21 protein-coding genes and 1 pseudogene are annotated in these 15,718 nt (G+C 62.2%); 12 read left to right on the top strand and 10 right to left on the bottom strand.

Translation table 11 applies throughout. The features are described from left to right. The first annotated feature begins 314 nt into the window (after positions 1 to 314). The 4 genes from I6N89_RS24370 (at position 315) to aat (ending at position 3,496) form a co-directional block, all read left to right on the top strand. Positions 315 to 773, top strand: coding sequence for a hypothetical protein (locus tag I6N89_RS24370; protein ID WP_207020863.1), 459 nt, complete (start codon positions 315 to 317; stop codon positions 771 to 773). 199 nt (positions 774 to 972) lie between these two features. After that, positions 973 to 1,458, top strand: coding sequence for an acetyl-CoA carboxylase biotin carboxyl carrier protein (accB, locus tag I6N89_RS24365; protein ID WP_207020862.1), 486 nt, complete (start codon positions 973 to 975; stop codon positions 1,456 to 1,458). Positions 1,459 to 1,467: 9 nt separating this feature from the next. Continuing rightward, positions 1,468 to 2,823, top strand: a complete 1,356-nt coding sequence (gene accC, locus I6N89_RS24360; RefSeq protein ID WP_207020861.1) for an acetyl-CoA carboxylase biotin carboxylase subunit — start codon at positions 1,468 to 1,470, stop codon at positions 2,821 to 2,823. 37 nt (positions 2,824 to 2,860) lie between these two features. After that, positions 2,861 to 3,496, top strand: coding sequence for a leucyl/phenylalanyl-tRNA--protein transferase (gene aat, locus I6N89_RS24355; protein ID WP_207020860.1), 636 nt, complete (start codon positions 2,861 to 2,863; stop codon positions 3,494 to 3,496). On the opposite strand, the gene I6N89_RS24350 is transcribed toward aat, so the two are convergent. The 6 genes from I6N89_RS24350 to I6N89_RS24325 form a co-directional block, all read right to left on the bottom strand. Beyond that, a complete protein-coding gene (locus tag I6N89_RS24350; RefSeq protein WP_207020859.1) occupies positions 3,460 to 3,819 on the bottom strand; it encodes a DUF2155 domain-containing protein in 360 nt (119 codons plus the stop codon). The genes aat and I6N89_RS24350 overlap by 37 nt on opposite strands. Continuing rightward, the gene (mlaD, locus tag I6N89_RS24345) at positions 3,816 to 4,265 is read right to left on the bottom strand and encodes an outer membrane lipid asymmetry maintenance protein MlaD (RefSeq protein WP_076695699.1); all 450 of its coding nucleotides are present in this window, start codon (positions 4,263 to 4,265) and stop codon (positions 3,816 to 3,818) included. Before mlaD ends, I6N89_RS24350 begins: the two co-directional genes overlap by 4 nt. Before the next feature lie 4 nt (positions 4,266 to 4,269). After that, complete coding sequence (locus I6N89_RS24340) at positions 4,270 to 4,653, bottom strand: NADH:ubiquinone oxidoreductase subunit NDUFA12 (RefSeq protein WP_207020858.1); 384 nt, start codon at positions 4,651 to 4,653, stop codon at positions 4,270 to 4,272. A 78-nt stretch (positions 4,654 to 4,731) separates the two neighbouring features. Further along, positions 4,732 to 5,094, bottom strand: coding sequence for a RidA family protein (locus I6N89_RS24335; RefSeq protein WP_207020857.1), 363 nt, complete (start codon positions 5,092 to 5,094; stop codon positions 4,732 to 4,734). A gap of 147 nt (positions 5,095 to 5,241) precedes the next feature. Next, a complete protein-coding gene (gene rpoH / locus I6N89_RS24330) occupies positions 5,242 to 6,138 on the bottom strand; it encodes an RNA polymerase sigma factor RpoH (RefSeq protein WP_076695705.1) in 897 nt (298 codons plus the stop codon). Between the two features lie 219 nt (positions 6,139 to 6,357). Beyond that, positions 6,358 to 7,395: an RluA family pseudouridine synthase gene (locus I6N89_RS24325; RefSeq protein WP_207020856.1), complete on the bottom strand. Its 1,038-nt coding sequence runs from the start codon at positions 7,393 to 7,395 to the stop codon at positions 6,358 to 6,360. Between I6N89_RS24325 and I6N89_RS24320 the strand changes: the two genes are divergently transcribed. The 5 genes from I6N89_RS24320 (at position 7,394) to I6N89_RS24300 (ending at position 11,382) form a co-directional block, all read left to right on the top strand. Then, on the top strand, positions 7,394 to 7,705 hold the full coding sequence (locus tag I6N89_RS24320) for a DUF6476 family protein (protein WP_207020855.1): 312 nt from the start codon (positions 7,394 to 7,396) through the stop codon (positions 7,703 to 7,705). The genes I6N89_RS24325 and I6N89_RS24320 overlap by 2 nt on opposite strands. Positions 7,706 to 7,931: 226 nt before the next feature. After that, complete coding sequence (locus I6N89_RS24315; protein ID WP_207020854.1) at positions 7,932 to 9,122, top strand: calcium-binding protein; 1,191 nt, start codon at positions 7,932 to 7,934, stop codon at positions 9,120 to 9,122. A gap of 270 nt (positions 9,123 to 9,392) precedes the next feature. Beyond that, positions 9,393 to 9,812 (top strand): hypothetical protein, encoded by a 420-nt coding sequence (locus I6N89_RS24310; RefSeq protein WP_207020853.1) that lies wholly within the window; start codon positions 9,393 to 9,395, stop codon positions 9,810 to 9,812. After that, positions 9,809 to 11,143, top strand: a complete 1,335-nt coding sequence (locus tag I6N89_RS24305; protein WP_207020852.1) for a relaxase/mobilization nuclease domain-containing protein — start codon at positions 9,809 to 9,811, stop codon at positions 11,141 to 11,143. The genes I6N89_RS24310 and I6N89_RS24305 overlap by 4 nt, the downstream gene beginning before the upstream one ends. A gap of 20 nt (positions 11,144 to 11,163) precedes the next feature. After that, complete coding sequence (locus I6N89_RS24300) at positions 11,164 to 11,382, top strand: hypothetical protein (protein ID WP_207020851.1); 219 nt, start codon at positions 11,164 to 11,166, stop codon at positions 11,380 to 11,382. 29 nt (positions 11,383 to 11,411) lie between these two features. Here I6N89_RS24300 and I6N89_RS24295 read toward each other — a convergent pair whose 3' ends face one another. The 3 genes from I6N89_RS24295 to I6N89_RS24285 form a co-directional block, all read right to left on the bottom strand. Next, positions 11,412 to 11,861: a hypothetical protein gene (locus tag I6N89_RS24295; protein ID WP_207020850.1), complete on the bottom strand. Its 450-nt coding sequence runs from the start codon at positions 11,859 to 11,861 to the stop codon at positions 11,412 to 11,414. Beyond that, a complete protein-coding gene (locus I6N89_RS24290) occupies positions 11,858 to 12,094 on the bottom strand; it encodes a hypothetical protein (RefSeq protein ID WP_207020849.1) in 237 nt (78 codons plus the stop codon). Before I6N89_RS24290 ends, I6N89_RS24295 begins: the two co-directional genes overlap by 4 nt. 352 nt (positions 12,095 to 12,446) lie before the next feature. After that, positions 12,447 to 13,538, bottom strand: coding sequence for a hypothetical protein (locus I6N89_RS24285; RefSeq protein WP_207020848.1), 1,092 nt, complete (start codon positions 13,536 to 13,538; stop codon positions 12,447 to 12,449). A gap of 131 nt (positions 13,539 to 13,669) precedes the next feature. Between I6N89_RS24285 and I6N89_RS24280 the strand changes: the two genes are divergently transcribed. From I6N89_RS24280 to I6N89_RS24270, 3 genes are all read left to right on the top strand, one after another. After that, positions 13,670 to 13,849, top strand: coding sequence for a hypothetical protein (locus I6N89_RS24280; RefSeq protein WP_207020847.1), 180 nt, complete (start codon positions 13,670 to 13,672; stop codon positions 13,847 to 13,849). A gap of 112 nt (positions 13,850 to 13,961) precedes the next feature. Then, on the top strand, positions 13,962 to 14,669 hold the full coding sequence (locus tag I6N89_RS24275) for a hypothetical protein (RefSeq protein WP_207020846.1): 708 nt from the start codon (positions 13,962 to 13,964) through the stop codon (positions 14,667 to 14,669). Beyond that, the gene (locus I6N89_RS24270; RefSeq protein ID WP_207020845.1) at positions 14,666 to 15,325 is read left to right on the top strand and encodes a hypothetical protein; all 660 of its coding nucleotides are present in this window, start codon (positions 14,666 to 14,668) and stop codon (positions 15,323 to 15,325) included. Before I6N89_RS24275 ends, I6N89_RS24270 begins: the two co-directional genes overlap by 4 nt. Before the next feature lie 57 nt (positions 15,326 to 15,382). Here I6N89_RS24270 and I6N89_RS24265 read toward each other — a convergent pair. Then, positions 15,383 to 15,601 (bottom strand): annotated as a pseudogene (locus I6N89_RS24265) (zincin-like metallopeptidase domain-containing protein); the annotation flags it as partial. Between the last annotated feature and the right edge of the window lie 117 nt (positions 15,602 to 15,718).

The raw sequence follows: 15,718 nt of genomic DNA, 5'->3' as shown, positions 1-15,718 counted from the left end.
ATCATGCGCCGCATCCTGCGCAAGATCGCCGAAAACGATTTCGGCGCCCTCGGCGATACCTCAACACTCGCCGATCCCTCCGTCGTCGAAGACCTCATCGAAAACCGCGCGAATAAGGGCTGACCCGAAGCGCGTGAAAGAGCGGAACGGGCGGGCGCCGGATGGCCCCGCCCGGTTGCGCCGTCGCGCGCCTTGCAACAAGCCGTTAACCAAGAGACGGAAAACACGGGAGAATTTTACGAAACCGCTGCCGCGCCCCGGTCTTTGTGTTAAGCTCGATCAGGTGGGGGCTTTGTATCTGATGGAGAGAATCCATGCAGTTCACGGGTGTACCCCCCGCGGTGGCACCTCTGGCCACCGGGCATCCTTTGGGCCTTCCCGCAGTGCCGGACGGGCCCGCGCGGGAAACCAAGGTCCAGCCTGTCTCGGAACAGGCCCGCACCGGCACCGATGGCGAAACCAGCGGGCAGCCGCCGGCGGATTTCTGGCGCGGCCTGACCGGGCTTCCCAACCCGGCCAAACATGTGGCGCCGCCCTCGATTATGCAGATCAAGATTTCCGCGATCCTCGAGGAACAGGCCGAACGGCTGACGCAAGACCTGCGCCCGCCGGAACCGGCACCGACCGGCGCCGAAGACGATGCCAGCCCCCTGCCCGCCGCACCGACGCGCACCGAGCCGGCACCGGAGCCAGAGGCCGAGCCGAAGGAGCCCGATGACCCGGGCACACCGACCGCGCCTTATGCGGAGGCCGCCGTCGTCGCCGCACCGTAGGCCGGCCGTCCCGGCGCCGACCTATGATTCGGAGCAACGCCCCCGGCGAGTGCCCGGGGCGCCTTCACGCTTGGTCAAATGCGCCGAAGGGCCTCTATTTCCCGCTTTCCCTCGCTTTTCATGGGCTGACGCTTGGCCTATAAGCGCCAAATCAAGGGGCCAGGGCAAAAAGGCCCGGCAAATCACCGGCGAGGATTGCATGAGCAAAGACACCCACGAAGCCGACGTGGCCTTCATCAAGGCATTGGCGGAACTGCTCCGGGACAACGATCTGACGGAGCTTCAGGTCAAACGCGATTACGGCGAGGATGACAGCCTCAATGTGCGGGTCAGCCGCATGATGCCGCAGGCGGCGCCCGCCGTCACTCAGGTCGCAGCTCCTGCGCCCGCGGCAGCACCGGCAGCTGCCGCCCCCGCCGCCGAGACCGCGCCCGAGGATCCCGCCGCCCATCCCGGCGCGGTGACCTCGCCCATGGTCGGCACCGTCTACATGCAGCCCGAACCCGGCGCGCCCTCCTTCATCTCGGTCGGCCAGCAGGTGCGCGAAGGCGACACGCTGGTGATCGTCGAGGCGATGAAGACCATGAACCACATCCCCGCCCCGCATGCGGGCACGGTCAAGCGCATCCTCGTCGAGGACGGCGCCCCCGTCGAATACGGCGCCCCTCTGGTCATCCTCGAGTAAGGGCCGCTCATGTTCGACAAGATTCTCATCGCCAACCGGGGCGAGATCGCGCTGCGCGTCATCCGCGCCTGCCGCGAGATGGGCATCGCCAGCGTCGCGGTGCATTCCACCGCCGATGCCGATGCCATGCATGTGCGCATGGCCGACGAGACCATCTGCATCGGCCCTGCCCCCTCGCCCGAAAGCTATCTGTCGCCGCTGGCCATCATCTCGGCCTGCGAGGTGACCGGCGCCCAGGCAATCCACCCGGGCTATGGCTTTCTTTCCGAAAACGCGCGCTTCGTGCAGATGGTCGAGGATCACGGCCTGACCTTCATCGGCCCCTCCGCCGAGCATATCCGCGTCATGGGCGACAAGATCACCGCCAAGGACACGATGAGGGCGCTCGGCGTGCCCTGCGTGCCCGGTTCCGACGGCGGCGTGCCCGATGTCGAGACCGCCAAGAAGATCGGTCGCGAATTCGGCTATCCGGTGATCATCAAGGCCACCGCCGGCGGCGGCGGGCGCGGCATGAAGGTCGCCAATTCCGAAGCGGAAATGGAGCGCGCCTTTCAGACCGCGCGGGCCGAGGGCAAGGCCGCCTTCGGCAATGACGAGGTCTATATCGAGAAATACCTGCAAAAGCCGCGTCATATCGAGATCCAGATCTTCGGCGACGGCAAGGGCAACGCGGTGCATCTGGGCGAGCGCGACTGTTCGCTGCAACGGCGCCACCAGAAGGTGTTCGAAGAGGCCCCCGGCCCCTGCATCACCCCCGAAGAGCGCAAGCGCATCGGCGAGACCTGCGCCAAGGCCGTGGCCGATCTGAAATACTCCGGCGCCGGCACCATCGAGTTCCTCTATGAGGACGGCGAGTTCTATTTCATCGAGATGAACACCCGGCTTCAGGTGGAACACCCGGTGACCGAGGCGATTTTCGGCGTCGATCTGGTGCGCGAGCAGATCCGCGTCGCCGAGGGCTATCCGCTCTCCTTCACCCAGGAGGATCTGACCATCGACGGCCACGCCATCGAGGTGCGGATCAACGCGGAAAAACTGCCCAACTTCACCCCCTGCCCGGGCAAGATCACCCAGTATCACGCACCGGGCGGCCTTGGTGTGCGGATGGATTCGGCGCTTTATCAGGGCTATGCGATCCCGCCCTATTACGACAGCCTGATCGGCAAGCTGATCGTCAAGGGCCGCGACCGGACGGAGGCGCTGTCGCGGCTCAACCGGGCGCTGGGAGAGCTGATCGTCGATGGGGTCGACACCACGGTGCCGCTGTTCCACGCGCTGCTGCAAGAGGACGCCATCCTCGCCGGCGATTATAATATCCACTGGCTGGAGAAGTGGCTGGCCAAGGATCCGTTCTCCGCCGGCTGATGGCGGGGCGCGGCGGATACGGGCGGCAGGGGCGGTCATGAGACTGACGCCGGATCTGCTGCTCCAGGCCTACCGCTCGGGCATCTTTCCGATGGCCGAGCATCGCGACGACCCGGAGCTGTTCTGGGTCGATCCGCGGCGCCGGGGCATCATCCCCATCGGCGGGCTGCATATCTCGCGCAGCCTCGCCCGCCGGCTGCGGCAGGACGATTACAGCGTCACGGTGGATACGGATTTCGCCGGCGTCATCGACGCCTGCGCCGACCGCAGCGAGACCTGGATCAACGCCGAAATCCGCGAGCTTTTCATCGGCCTGCATGCACGCGGCCAGGCACATTCGCTCGAAGTCTGGATGCAGGGCGAACTGGCGGGCGGTATTTACGGGCTGGAGCTCGGCACGGTGTTCTGCGGCGAGTCGATGTTCTCGCGCCGCCGCAACGGCTCCAAGATCGCGCTTTGCTGGCTGATGGATCTGGTGACGCGCGCCGGATTCACCCTCTTCGACACGCAATTCCTGACCGAGCATCTCGCCACCATGGGCGGGGTCGAGATCTCACGCGCGGAATATCGCGCCCGGCTCGAAGAGGCGCTGGTGTTCCGGGCAGATTTCGCGGGGACCGAGCTGGCCGCTTCCGGTCAGGACGTGGTGCAGCGCATCACCCAGACATCGTAACGCTGGTGATCCATGGCGTTGAGCGCCGGCGAGGAGGCAATCATCCAGCCACGGAATACCGGCTCGGCCTCGCCCGCCTCACGCACGGTGATAAAGGCAAAGGCATCCCCCGCCGGGTCGTCCTGCGGGTAACGGCATTCGCGCAAAGCGATCTCAATCCGGCCGAAACGCAGCGTCTCGCCCGCCGAGATCTCGATATCCGAGGCCTTGCCGGTGAGTTTGTCGAGCCCGCGCATCTCCGCGCCAGTACCGGTGCTGGTCGCCTCCTGCGCCGGCAGCGCGCTTGCGGCGAACCCCAGGGCGAGTGCCAAAATGCGGATCATTCCTCGCTCCCCCCGGCCACGTATTTCAGCAGCAGCGAGATCAGGCTGACAGAGCCTTGCGTGTCGAGAATTTCGTCCCCCGCCTCGTAGTAGAACAGCGAGCCGCCGGGGCTGATTTCCACGAAATTGCCGCCGAGCAGCCCCTCGGAAGAGATCACGATGGCGCTGTCGTCGGGGATCTGGATCTCGTCCTGCACCGTCATCGACATGTCGGCGCGGTAGGTCTCGGGGTTCAGCGCGATGCCGGTGACCGTGCCGACCTTGACGCCGGCCAGCCGCACGTCGCTGCCCACGGTGATGCCTTCGAGCGAGCGGAAGCTGGCGCTCAGCGGATAGCCCGCCTCGCCCAGGCGAAAGCCCGTGCTCGTCACCGCATAGGCGCCGAACGCAATCGCGGCGGCAAGCACCGCGCCGCCGACCAGCACCTCTGTGGTGGACGTGCTCATGAGGTTATTCCGGGCTCCAGGCCTCGTAATCCTGACGCGGCTTCGGCTCCACCTGGCGGATCGAACCCTGCGGCGCATAGGCCAGCGCAGTGCCGGTCAGGTTTTCGAGATGCGGCTTTTCCCAAGACTTATGGGGCAGCGGCCGGTCGGTGGGCGGCTCGTCAAAGGTGTGATGCAGCCAGCCGTGCCAGTCGGGGCTGACCCGGCTCGCCTCGATCTCGCCGTTATAGATGACCCAGCGGCGCTTGCCGTCCTTGGTCTGGTAAAAGGTGTTGCCCTGCTCATCCTCGCCGACACGCGTGCCGTTGCGGCTGCTCCAGAGACGGGTGTTGAGCGTGGCCCCGTTCCACCAGGTCAAAGCGCTCAGGAGCGAGTTCAGAATGCCCATGGACGACTCCTCGGTATCTTCCTGTCCTGTGTATGGCGAATTCGGCGCCGAAGGTCCAGCGCACATCGGCGCCGAGCGTTACCCCGCCGCCAGCGCCGTCACCTCGATCTCGATCCGGTATTGCGGCGCGATCAGGTTGCATTCGATCATCGTGGCCGCCGGCGGGTTTTCCCCGAAGGTTTCCGCAAGGATCGGCCAGCAGGGTTCGAACTCCGACGCATCCGGCAGGTAATAATTGACCCGCACCACATCGGCAAAGCTCACGCCCGCCTCGGCCAGCGCCTTGTCGATCACATCGAGCGCCGAGCGGCACTGTTCGGAGACCGTCTCGCCCTGCCCCACGGTGCCCGCCACATGCACGAAGCCACCCGCCACGACGGCGCGGCAATAGCCGATCTTCGCCTCGAAAGCGCCGCCGGAAGAAATCCGCCTGATTGTCATGAAACACTCCTCTGAGCGGGCGCCCTGCCCGCGCCTGTTCCATGCCCGAGGCGCGGCGCCTTTCCAAGCCATGACACGCAGCGGCGCCATAAAAAAGCGCCCGCCCCGGGGGTCGGGACGGGCGTTTCGTTCGAAACGGGCGGAATGTCAGGCCTCCGCCATCATCCCCTGATCCTGCGCCAGATCGCGCATGCGCTTTTGCAGCTTTTCAAAGGCGCGCACCTCGATCTGCCGGATCCGCTCGCGGCTGACATCGTAGACGCCCGACAGCTCTTCCAGCGTCACCGGCTGTTCGGCCAGACGGCGCTGGGTGAGAATGTCGCGCTCGCGCTCGTTCAGCACATCCATCGCCTGAGCCAGCATGGTCCGCCGAGCCTCAAGCTCGTTGCGCTCGGCGTAATCGGCAGCCTGGTCGGCGTCTTCGTCCTCCAGCCAGTCCTGCCACTGCATCGAGCCGTCATCGTCGCTGCCCACGGTCGCGTTCAGCGAGGCATCGCCCCCCGACAGGCGCCGGTTCATCGAGATCACCTCGTCCTCGGTCACGCCGAGATCGGTGGCGATCTTTTCGACATGCTCGGGGCGCAGATCGCCCTCTTCCAGCGCGCCGATGCGCGACTTGGCCTTGCGCAGGTTGAAGAACAGCTTCTTCTGCGCCGAGGTCGTGCCGAGCTTCACCAGCGACCACGACCGCAGGATATATTCCTGGATCGAGGCACGGATCCACCACATCGCGTAGGTGGCCAGGCGAAAGCCCTTTTCCGGGTCAAAGCGTTTGACCGCCTGCATCAGGCCGACATTGGCCTCGGAAATCACCTCGGCCTGCGGCAACCCATAGCCGCGATAGCCCATGGCGATCTTGGCCGCGAGGCGCAGGTGGCTGGTGACCAGCTTGTGCGCGGACGGCGCATCCTGATCCTCGACCCAGCGCTTGGCCAACATGTATTCTTCTTCCGGTTCCAGAAGCGGAAACTTCCGGATCTCGGACAGGTACCGGCTCAGGCCCGCTTCGGGCGATGGTGCCGGAAGATTGGCATAGTTACTCACCTACCCTGATCCTCCAATGTTACGGGGCTTAACATCCAAGATGGGACGGCCTCGTGTGAATTTCAAGCCTTATGGCACTTATGGCTTTCTACGACGCTAACGCAGCTTTCCGTCGGACGGATCCGCCAAAATGACGCGCTCACCACATTGGGAAGTTTATATCAACCGTGCGCAGATGTTGAAATGCGCAAAATAGACACGCGCTATGTGCGAAAATGATCAGCTCGCGCCGATATCCCGCAACGCGCCCAGCAGCGCGGCCATATCCTCCGGCAGCGGCGCCTCGAAGCGCAGATGCGCGCCGGTCACCGGATGCTCGAATCCCAGCTCGGCGGCGTGCAGCGCCTGGCGGGTGAAGCCGCTCACCGCCTCCGTCGCCTGCGGCCCCAGCGCCTTGAGCGGCGGCTTGCGGCGCCCGCCATAGACCGGATCGCCCACCAGCCCGTGCCCGGCATGGGCCATGTGCACGCGAATCTGATGCGTCCGCCCGGTCTCCAGCCGGCATTCCACCAGCGCCATGGCGGGCGGCGTGCCAAAGCTCTCCAGCACCCGTGCCCGGGTCACCGCGTGCCGCCCCTGCCCGTCGAAATAGACCGCCTGACGCTGGCGGTCGGTCTTGTGCCGCGCCAGTCCCGACTGGATGCGGATCACCCCGCCGGGCTCCACCGAGACACCGCGCGTGCCCACCAGACGCGGATCGCCGGCATCGGGCACACCGTAAACCACCGCGAGATAGGCGCGCTCGGCGCTATGCGCCTCGAACTGCGCCGCAAGCCCGTGATGCGCGCGATCCGATTTCGCCACCACCAGCAGGCCGGAGGTGTCCTTGTCGATCCGGTGCACGATGCCCGGCCGCGCCACGCCGCCGACGCCGGAAAGCGCCCCGCCGAAATGATGCAGCAGCGCGTTGACCAGCGTGCCCGTGGGCGTGCCAGGGGCGGGATGCACCACCATGCCGGCGGGCTTGTTGACCACCACGAGGTCGGCATCCTCCCAGACGATCTCAAGCGGGATGTCCTCGGGGCCGATATGGCTCTCCTCGGCCTGCGGCACGGCGATGACGATCTCGTCGCCCTCGGCCACCTTGCCCTTGGGATCGCTCAGCACCTCGCCGCCGCGCGTCACCGCGCCCTCGGCGATGAGCTTGGCGAGCCGCGTGCGCGACAACGCCGCTGCCTCTGGCACATCGCGCGCCAGCGCCTTATCAAGGCGCGGCGGCGGGGCCTCGCCGATGACGATGCGCAGAGGAGTGTCCATGTCCCAGACTCCAGACCCGGAAAAGCTGCCCGAACCGGCCAATCTGCGCTTTCTGCGCCTGCTGGTGACGGTGCTCACGGGCGTGATGATCGCCGGGCTTCTAACCATCCTCGCGATGATTGTCATCTCCTACCGCAGCGCACGCGCGCCCTTGCCCGAGATCATCACCCTGCCGGGCGGCGCCACCGTCACCGCCTATACCCAGGGGTCGGACTGGTATGCGGTGGTGACCGAGAGCGACGAGATCCTGATCTTCGACCGCGCCAGCGGCGATCTGCGCCAGACCATCCGGATCGAGTCGCAGCGCTGAGTACGGAGCGGATGCCATCATCCGCCCCTGCCCTGACAAAAGCCGCCGCCCCCGTTTCACGCCACCGGGCGATCGGAATAGGGGATGGCGCGCTCTTTATTCCGACATTCCATTATTGCGACATTCCAATTCGGGCGTCGAATTCAGTGCAATTTTGACGCGGATTGCATCTCCAGGAAATTAAAGAATAATGAATCCGGGGTCGGTTCGATTGGAGTTGGGAAATATGGAAGTTTTACTGTTGCTCGGGCTTGCCACGTTTGGCATCGGATTTATCACCCCCTCAGACAATGACGACGACCGCGACGATGTCGGATCGGACGATGACGACGATACCGGCGGGCAGCCGCCCACGGGTGACGATTCCGACGAGACGATCACCGGGACGGATGGCGAAGACACCATCACCGGCGGCGCCACCGACCTGATGGATTTCATCGTTCGTGCGGGCGCCGGGAACGACCTGATCGAAATCGAGACCGAGGCGTCCTATACCGGCGAGCCGGAGACCGATGTGCGCGGCGAGGCCGGCGACGACACGATCACCGCGGAAGAGCTGCCCCTGAATTTCGACCTCGATGGCGGTGAAGGCAATGATAATATTATCGTTTCCGGGTCGACCGGCCCTGGCCTGATCGACGGCGGAGATGGCGACGACCTGATCGACATCGAACACGGCAACGAGACATCGGTCACCGGCGGCGATGGCAACGACACGATCTCCTTCATCCCCGGCGGGATGCTGATCGATGGCGGAGACGGCGACGACGTGATCACAACCGAAGGCGAGTTCGCCGGCGACAGCTCCACCATACACGGCGGCGAAGGCGATGACACATTGTCCATCAACTCCATGAATTCGGGAGTCCATGGCGACGCCGGCAACGATGTCATCATGGCCTTCAGCCAGAACTGGGACGGCACCGGCTATATCGCGCAGTTCGATGGCGGGGATGGCGACGATACCATTGTCATCGACGAAAGCGCGACGACCGACAGCATCACCAATACGGCAAACATCGTCTCGGGCGGGACCGGAAGCGATACGTTTCAGCTCACTGTCGACGAGGGCGAGCTCACTGAAAGCGAGATTGAAGATTTCTTTCTTGATGACGTGCGTCAGGAGGATGGCACGCTGCTGCTCGACGTCACGCGGATCGCCGATTTCGAGCCGGGTGTCGATATGCTCCTGGTGGACGGCGATCCGCTGGATGACGGCTTTACGCTTTCCAATGCGCGAATCGAATATACCAGCGATGCCGAGGGCAATGCCGGCTCGGAGGTGATCCTGCGCTACGAAAGCGAAACGGACTCCGCCCGCGATGTGGTCATCACTCTGGACGGGGCCACGGTGACCTGGGACGACATCGCCTTCAGCGGCGACCAGATCCCGGAGCTGGCGCCAATCGCCGCATAACGGCGCAGCAAACGGCGCCGCTTCCGCTCGCCGGGCGGCGCCCTTCCGGCCAATCCGACAGTTTTTTAGCGCGCCCCACCGGACGCCACGACGCGCAAGGCGCTGCCCCGGCGCCAGGGGCGCCGTCGGTGAGGTGTTTGATTTTCAGATTGAATGTCAGAGGGAAAGTGGTGGACCCAACTGGAGCTGAATCGAACCGCTTGTTCGAAGTCCTCCAAGAATGGGAACAGCATCTCGCACCTTATGATCTAAGCGATCTGAGGTGCGGCGATGAGCACCTTAGATAAAAAATTCAATAAGTTAGCCAAGGACACGCGGCCCAAGTATCCGCCGCCGTTCTCGCTGCGCCTGAACTTCGAAGAACGGGCAAAGCTGGATATGTTGCGGGGCAGCATGCCGCTTGGGCGGTATATTCGTGAGGAACTGCTCGGAGATGATGCTTCGCCGCGCAAAAAGCGTGGCCGCTATCCCGTGAAAGACCACGAAGCCCTCGGGCGCGTTCTCGGCGCGCTCGGGTCTTCTCGCCTGTCACAAAATCTCAATCAACTCGCCCGTGCCTCCAACACAGGATCGTTGCCGGTCACGCCGGAGACCGAAGAAGAACTTCGCCAAGCCTGCGCCGATGTCAAAGCCATTAGGAAAGAATTGCTGCGGGCGCTCGGCGGACTAAGCGATGGAGGTGAGCCATGATCTTGAAAGGTTCACAGCGCGGCAACGCCGCCAGACTCGCCCGCCACCTGATGAATGTGCAGGACAACGAGCATGTCGAGCTGCACGAGATTCGGGGCTTCGTCGCCGACGAGCAGCTATTGGACGCCCTGCTGGAAGCGCAGGCCGTCGCCAAAGGCACGCGCTGCGAGCAGCATCTCTTCTCGCTCAGCCTCAATCCACCCGAAGATGAGCGCGTCGATGTCGCCACTTTTGAGGCCGCCATCGAACTGGCTGAGCAACGTCTCGGCCTGGATGGGCACCCGCGCGCAATCGTTTTCCATGAGAAGGAAGGACGGCGACATGCGCATGCTGTCTGGTCGAGGATCGATTCCGAAACCATGACGGCGAAGAACATGCCGTTCTTCAAGCGCCGCCTTCTGGAAGTCTCGAAAGAGCTGTATCTGGAGAATGGCTGGGACATGCCGAAGGGCATTGTCGATCAGTCCTTGCGCAATCCGCTAAACTTCACCCGCGCCGAATGGCAGCAAGCCAAACGGGCGCTGGCCGATCCGCAGCTCGTCAAGGCGATGTTCAAACAAGCCTGGCAGCACTCCGACAACGCCGAAACATTGAAAGCCGCTCTGGAAGAGAAAGGCTTCTATCTGGCGCGCGGTGATCGGCGCGGTGTCGTCGCGCTCGACTACCAAGGCGAGATTTACGCGCTCTCCCGCTGGTCGGGCGTGAAGGCAAAAGATGTAAAAGCCCGCGTGCCTGATGTGGACAAGCTGCCATCCGTGCAAGAGCGCCGCGAAGAAATCGCCAAGCGCATGGGCGATCAGCTCCACAAATACGCGCTCGAAATCAACAAGGCTTACTTCAAGAAACACCCGGCCATCGAGTTCAAGCGCACGCAGACCGTGGAGCGCCACCGCACCGAGCGGAAGGCACTAGACGATATGCAGCGCGCCCGCTGGGACAAGGAAACGGCGGCCAGAGCCGCGCGTCTTCCCAAAGGTGTCGGCGGGCTGTGGAGCCGGATCACGGGGAAATACTCAAAGATCAGAACGCAAAACGAGCTGGAAGCCTGGCAGTCGTACACGCGCGATCAGGCGGAACGGGACAATTTGGTCGCCCGCCAGCTCGATGAGCGCCAGCAGCTCCAGCGCACGATTAAGCAAGTGCGGGACAAGCGCAGCAAGGATATTGCCGACCTGCACAGTGAGCTGTCTGCCTATCTGATGATGGAGCGCGGCTACGCTGCGACGGCCAAGGTCAATTACGACCTAGCCAAGGAAACCAAGGCACCAAAGAAAGACAAGGGCCGCGAGCGTGATCGTTCACGGGATCGCGGGCCTGATTTTGAACTGTAAGATTTTGAAAGGAGGAAGTTATGCGACATGTATTGATGCTCAATCTTGATGAAGCGCATGCGCTTCAACTCGAAGAACTTCGTCAGCATTTCCATCTGGCGACAGATGATACCGTGCGTCTTGCTATTCGTCTGACCCATGCGCGTCACAAGCAAAAGCCGGACGTGCTGGTGCCGGAATTCAAGCCGCGCGCTCGCCGCGATGACTGGCTGGACGATGACGACCACATGCCCGAATAGCGCCGCCCGCTTGCGGGCTGCGCCAAAGCTTATAGCAGGTCGAAGAGATCGACTTGCTCTGGCGCGGCCTTTTCTTCCGAAGGAAGAAAGATGGCTGCGGGGCCTACAAGTACGCAATCCAGCTTGCCCCATTTCACGGTCATGCCGTGATAGAAGCCTTCTGGCCGTCCACGGGCAGCGGCGCTGAGGCGAGCGTTTTCGTGGTAGGTGATCGTCGTACCGCCGAAGAACTTGCGCTCAATGATGCGGTAGGCTTGCACGGCGCGGTAGTTGCCTCCGCAAATGCCGCCGACTGAAACCCAAAGGGCATTTTGCCATTTGAAGGGTGAGCGGACGCGGCCCTCGGCGATCTTGTCGGCGCTGTATGCGGCGCTGATATCGCCTTCTCCGATCTGGCGGTCTCGCGTGTGGCACCATTTGCCGGACGCAAGACGAGCAGGATCAACGAAGAATTCCTGCAACTTGACAGGGGCGCTCATGAGCGCCCCGCATCGTTTGCGGTTTCGGGAGCATCTTCCAGCGGCAGGCGCAGGACGATACGGCCATTGATCGGGCAGGTTTCGAGCTGGAGCGTGTAGCCCCGCCCGTCCTTGTGCTTCCATGCGGCTCCGACCTTGTTCCAGAACGATTTCTCGCCTTTCTGGGTGACGTGCCAGGCCATGTAGTCCGGGGCATTGAGGGGTAAGTTTTGGTTGGTGTTTTCGCGTGCCATGATCTTCATCTCCTTGTCTTTCGGGTTGGCTTGCTAACGCCCTCCCGTCAGGCCGGAGCGAAGGCTCGGCGCTTCATGTTCAATACGGATTTTTGGAGCGGGCAGACCATTGAAGCGGTGAGCAGCTTCGGCCAGGGATTAAGGGCAATTGGTGCAAGCCAGCACGGGAGACGAAGGGATCGATCAGCACGGGGTAGAAAACGGCCAGCCAGACAGCCAAGTGCCTACCGGTATGTCCGCTGCCGCCAATTCACCCTTGAAGGTTCATGTCTCTGATAATCAGGTCGCAGCCCGCATGTAGCGTGTCGGGCTGGGATGCAGTTCGCACCAGCAGACCATCAATGCTGCCCGGTTACTGTCCGATCAAAGTCCAGCCTGGGCGGCGATAACCGATGTCGTCAAATAGATCGGGGTCAAATTTCCGGCTCTCGACAAGATCGTAGTCCCACATGAACGAGTCCTCCGTGATCGGGAGGTATTTAAACGTGCGGGCATGATCCGTTCGGGGGTTGTCCAGCTTGTCCAAGCGAATATTGAATGCCAGTGCGCCGTTTTTCTGCATGGTTTTGCAGGCTGGACACTGGCTTTGGAAGCTTCCGGCTTTGTCGCCTTTTCCGTCAACCCAGACGAGCTGCGCAACTGGGATTCCAGAAATTTCCGTATGCTGAGCCAACTTCTGTAGGGCGGCTTCGTTCAAATAAGGGCTGCATTCATCGATCCCCAAATGGGCAACGTTGCGTCGATATTCAGCGACTTCACGCGCGGCGTCGCCTCGGGTCGCGATAATTCCCGTCGCGCAGAACAAGTCCCGCTGACACTTCCGGCAATAGTGATTGACGAACTCGATGAAGCGGTGGCCCAGATAGGCGCGGTGGCCTTCAAACTGAAAATTCCCGTTCTCGATGTTCTTGAACAAGTCCTGCGCGCTCATTGTTGCAAGGACGCTATCGGGCGCATTCAGCACCTCCAGCATGCCATTATTCGGTGACTTCAGGCGCGCAGCCACAAAGCCGGGGTGGACGGCGTAGATGCTTTCATACAGCGCTTCTTCTGTCTCGGTCGCCTTTTCGGATATCACCAGACAGATCACGTCCATGCGCATGGTTTTGACGATCACACTGCGCAGATAAGCAATCTGATCGTCGTCCAAGTCGTCATGCGTGCAATCGAAAATTCTCCACCGTCTTCCCGCGCCGGTCTCCACATCCAAGTGAACAACCGGCACCGTGCGGCGAAGCACTTGCTTCCACGAAGTCTGAGGCCAGACCTCGTTGCCAGCCTCGGCCAATTGCCGATTTGTTTTGCTTCCCGTGTCTGCCATCGCCTCGCTGCCTGTCTTCCGCAACCCTAGCCAAAGAGCGAGCAGCGGCCAACGACCAAAGCCGATCAACCCTGCCGTGCTGGCGGAGATCACCATGTCAAAGACGCATTCGTAGCGCTTCATCCGCGCATCCACCTTAAGCCAAGCACAAGAAACCTACCGAACCATCAGGCCTTCCATGGGCCGATGATGGTGTGACGGGGCCGAAAGGCCCTGAGTGGTTCGGGGCCTCCTTGAAGCAAAAGGAGGATACGATGAAACTCGTCTCACGTTTTGAAGCGGCATCCCGCAGCACGGCAGAATTGCACGGCCTTCTGGCCGAGGCTTTCAACGCCTTTGCCGCCGCCCCGCGCGGTAGCATAGAGCGCCACGACGCGCTGGCATCGATGCAAAACATCGAGCATGAACTGGCGACCCGCGCGCCAGGTCTCTAACCTACCAGCGGTCAGCCGTCAGGCTGGCCGCTACTATTGCCCTGTGGGCAGATCGGCAGGCCACTGGTTTCGTGGTAGCTTCTGCCAAAGTGCCTGCGCTACGATACTGCGCATGAGTAACAGACTCGCAGATTTACAGCGTTTTTATGAGCTTATGGCCGAACTCGATGGGCGTTCTAGTGGGAAGCGCTACCTTCGAGATTGCCAGGGGCGGATGGACTGGCCGATGCGCGGGGTCTACTTCTTCTTTGAAGACGGAGAGCTACGAAGCCAATCTGGCGTTGGGCCGCGCGTGGTGCGCGTCGGGACGCATGCGCTGAAAGCAGGTTCCCGCACGACCCTCTGGAAACGATTGTCACAACACAAGGGCGTGGCGCGATCCGGTGGCGGAAATCATCGTGGGTCGATTTTCAGGTTGATCGTCGGCACGGCGCTACTCGACCGCGATGGGCTGGAATGTGAAAGTTGGGATAATCGGCAATCTAACGCTCCGCATGAGGTTCGCCTTGCAGAGCAACCTATCGAACAGACGGTTAGCGGCGTGATCGGCGCGATGCCATTCCTATGGGTAGAGGTCAGCGACGACGCGGGCGCAGAAAGTGAGCGCGGTATCATCGAACGCGGTTCCATCGCACTTCTCAGCAATTGGCAGAAAGAGCCTATCGATCCTCCGTCAGAGTCCTGGCTCGGCAACCGATGCAACCGCGAGCGTGTTCGGGCCTCCGGCGTCTGGAATTCGAACCATGTCGATGAGGCTTATGATCCAGACTTTCTTGATGTTCTCGAAAGACGTGTCGAACAAATGGGACGGCGCGGATGATCGTTGTCATTCAGTGTGCTGGCTCCAAGAGAGCAGACGCAGGAAGCCTTAGCGCGCCGGATGGCAGACCCGTTCGCTTCGTGGCTCATCCAGAACTCGCGCCCGATGACGGCGAATTCTACGCAAGGCCGGATGATGCGTGCGGCGGCGGATCGACCTGGCGTGATCTTCTATCGGCGATCAACCAAAGCGGCACGGCATCCCCGCCAAACCTCTTGGCGGCTGGCACCCTTTATCGGCCTGCCGTCTATCAAGGGCTGCTGGAACATGTAGGACGCGAAAAACTGTACATCCTCTCCGCTGGATGGGGGCTTGTCCGCTCTGACTTCCAGTTGCCCGACTATGATATCACCTTCTCGGGGCAGGCAGAGCGTTACAAGCGGCGACGGAAAGTGGATCGCTACGAAGATTTTTCCATGCTGCCACGGGGATCGGATGAACCCATTTTGTTCTTTGGAAGTAAGGACTACCTGCCGTTATTCCGCCAGTTGAGCGCAGATTATCGCGGACAACGGATTGTCCTTTTCAGATCGGCGGAACCGCCAGATTGCCCTGAGTGCGTCGCAGTCAGGTACGATACGCCGCGCAGGACGAATTGGCACTACGAGGCGGCGGAAAGTTATATAGCGGGCAATCTTCAACTTCCCGTCCGATAGGACGCTGAGCGGCTGGCCTGATGGCCAGCCGCGAATTTTTTTCTATTTGGAGCCGCCCTATGCGGCGACTCCCTCTTCTTGCTCATCCTCGATCACGGGTTGCAGTCCGTGCAGGAAATCTGCGGCGCGCTGCGCATGGGCGGCGGCGGCGAAGATCGCGCGCTTGTCTTCCTTCAAAACTTTCAACCAGCTTTGAATGTAGGCGGCATGGTCAAAGCCAGGCTCGGGCGTCAGCTCCAGATCGGCGCAAAGAAACGCCGCGCCAAGCTCGGCAACATATCCTGACAGTCCAGCCCCATTCTGAAATTTTCCGGCAATGAGAACGGTTTTGGTCATGCCGCTACCTCCTCTGCATGGGGCTGCTGCGCATGCATCCAGTCGGCCGCCTGCTGC

Source organism: Salipiger abyssi (genome assembly GCF_017311415.1).
GTDB classification, from domain to species: domain Bacteria; phylum Pseudomonadota; class Alphaproteobacteria; order Rhodobacterales; family Rhodobacteraceae; genus Salipiger; species Salipiger abyssi_A.
The sequence above is the reverse complement of the archived record's forward strand: the minus strand, read 5'-3'. Positions and strand labels throughout refer to the sequence as shown.

Coding starts and splice junctions, on each gene's coding strand:
- I6N89_RS24370 (WP_207020863.1), top strand. CDS start 315: ATGCAGTTCACGGGTGTACCCCCCGCGGTGGCACCTCTGGCCACCGGG.
- accB (WP_207020862.1), top strand. CDS start 973: ATGAGCAAAGACACCCACGAAGCCGACGTGGCCTTCATCAAGGCATTG.
- accC (WP_207020861.1), top strand. CDS start 1,468: ATGTTCGACAAGATTCTCATCGCCAACCGGGGCGAGATCGCGCTGCGC.
- aat (WP_207020860.1), top strand. CDS start 2,861: ATGAGACTGACGCCGGATCTGCTGCTCCAGGCCTACCGCTCGGGCATC.
- I6N89_RS24350 (WP_207020859.1), bottom strand. CDS start 3,819: ATGATCCGCATTTTGGCACTCGCCCTGGGGTTCGCCGCAAGCGCGCTG.
- mlaD (WP_076695699.1), bottom strand. CDS start 4,265: ATGAGCACGTCCACCACAGAGGTGCTGGTCGGCGGCGCGGTGCTTGCC.
- I6N89_RS24340 (WP_207020858.1), bottom strand. CDS start 4,653: ATGGGCATTCTGAACTCGCTCCTGAGCGCTTTGACCTGGTGGAACGGG.
- I6N89_RS24335 (WP_207020857.1), bottom strand. CDS start 5,094: ATGACAATCAGGCGGATTTCTTCCGGCGGCGCTTTCGAGGCGAAGATC.
- I6N89_RS24320 (WP_207020855.1), top strand. CDS start 7,394: ATGTCCCAGACTCCAGACCCGGAAAAGCTGCCCGAACCGGCCAATCTG.
- I6N89_RS24325 (WP_207020856.1), bottom strand. CDS start 7,395: ATGGACACTCCTCTGCGCATCGTCATCGGCGAGGCCCCGCCGCCGCGC.
- I6N89_RS24315 (WP_207020854.1), top strand. CDS start 7,932: ATGGAAGTTTTACTGTTGCTCGGGCTTGCCACGTTTGGCATCGGATTT.
- I6N89_RS24310 (WP_207020853.1), top strand. CDS start 9,393: ATGAGCACCTTAGATAAAAAATTCAATAAGTTAGCCAAGGACACGCGG.
- I6N89_RS24305 (WP_207020852.1), top strand. CDS start 9,809: ATGATCTTGAAAGGTTCACAGCGCGGCAACGCCGCCAGACTCGCCCGC.
- I6N89_RS24300 (WP_207020851.1), top strand. CDS start 11,164: ATGCGACATGTATTGATGCTCAATCTTGATGAAGCGCATGCGCTTCAA.
- I6N89_RS24295 (WP_207020850.1), bottom strand. CDS start 11,861: ATGAGCGCCCCTGTCAAGTTGCAGGAATTCTTCGTTGATCCTGCTCGT.
- I6N89_RS24290 (WP_207020849.1), bottom strand. CDS start 12,094: ATGGCACGCGAAAACACCAACCAAAACTTACCCCTCAATGCCCCGGAC.
- I6N89_RS24285 (WP_207020848.1), bottom strand. CDS start 13,538: ATGAAGCGCTACGAATGCGTCTTTGACATGGTGATCTCCGCCAGCACG.
- I6N89_RS24280 (WP_207020847.1), top strand. CDS start 13,670: ATGAAACTCGTCTCACGTTTTGAAGCGGCATCCCGCAGCACGGCAGAA.
- I6N89_RS24275 (WP_207020846.1), top strand. CDS start 13,962: ATGAGTAACAGACTCGCAGATTTACAGCGTTTTTATGAGCTTATGGCC.
- I6N89_RS24270 (WP_207020845.1), top strand. CDS start 14,666: ATGATCGTTGTCATTCAGTGTGCTGGCTCCAAGAGAGCAGACGCAGGA.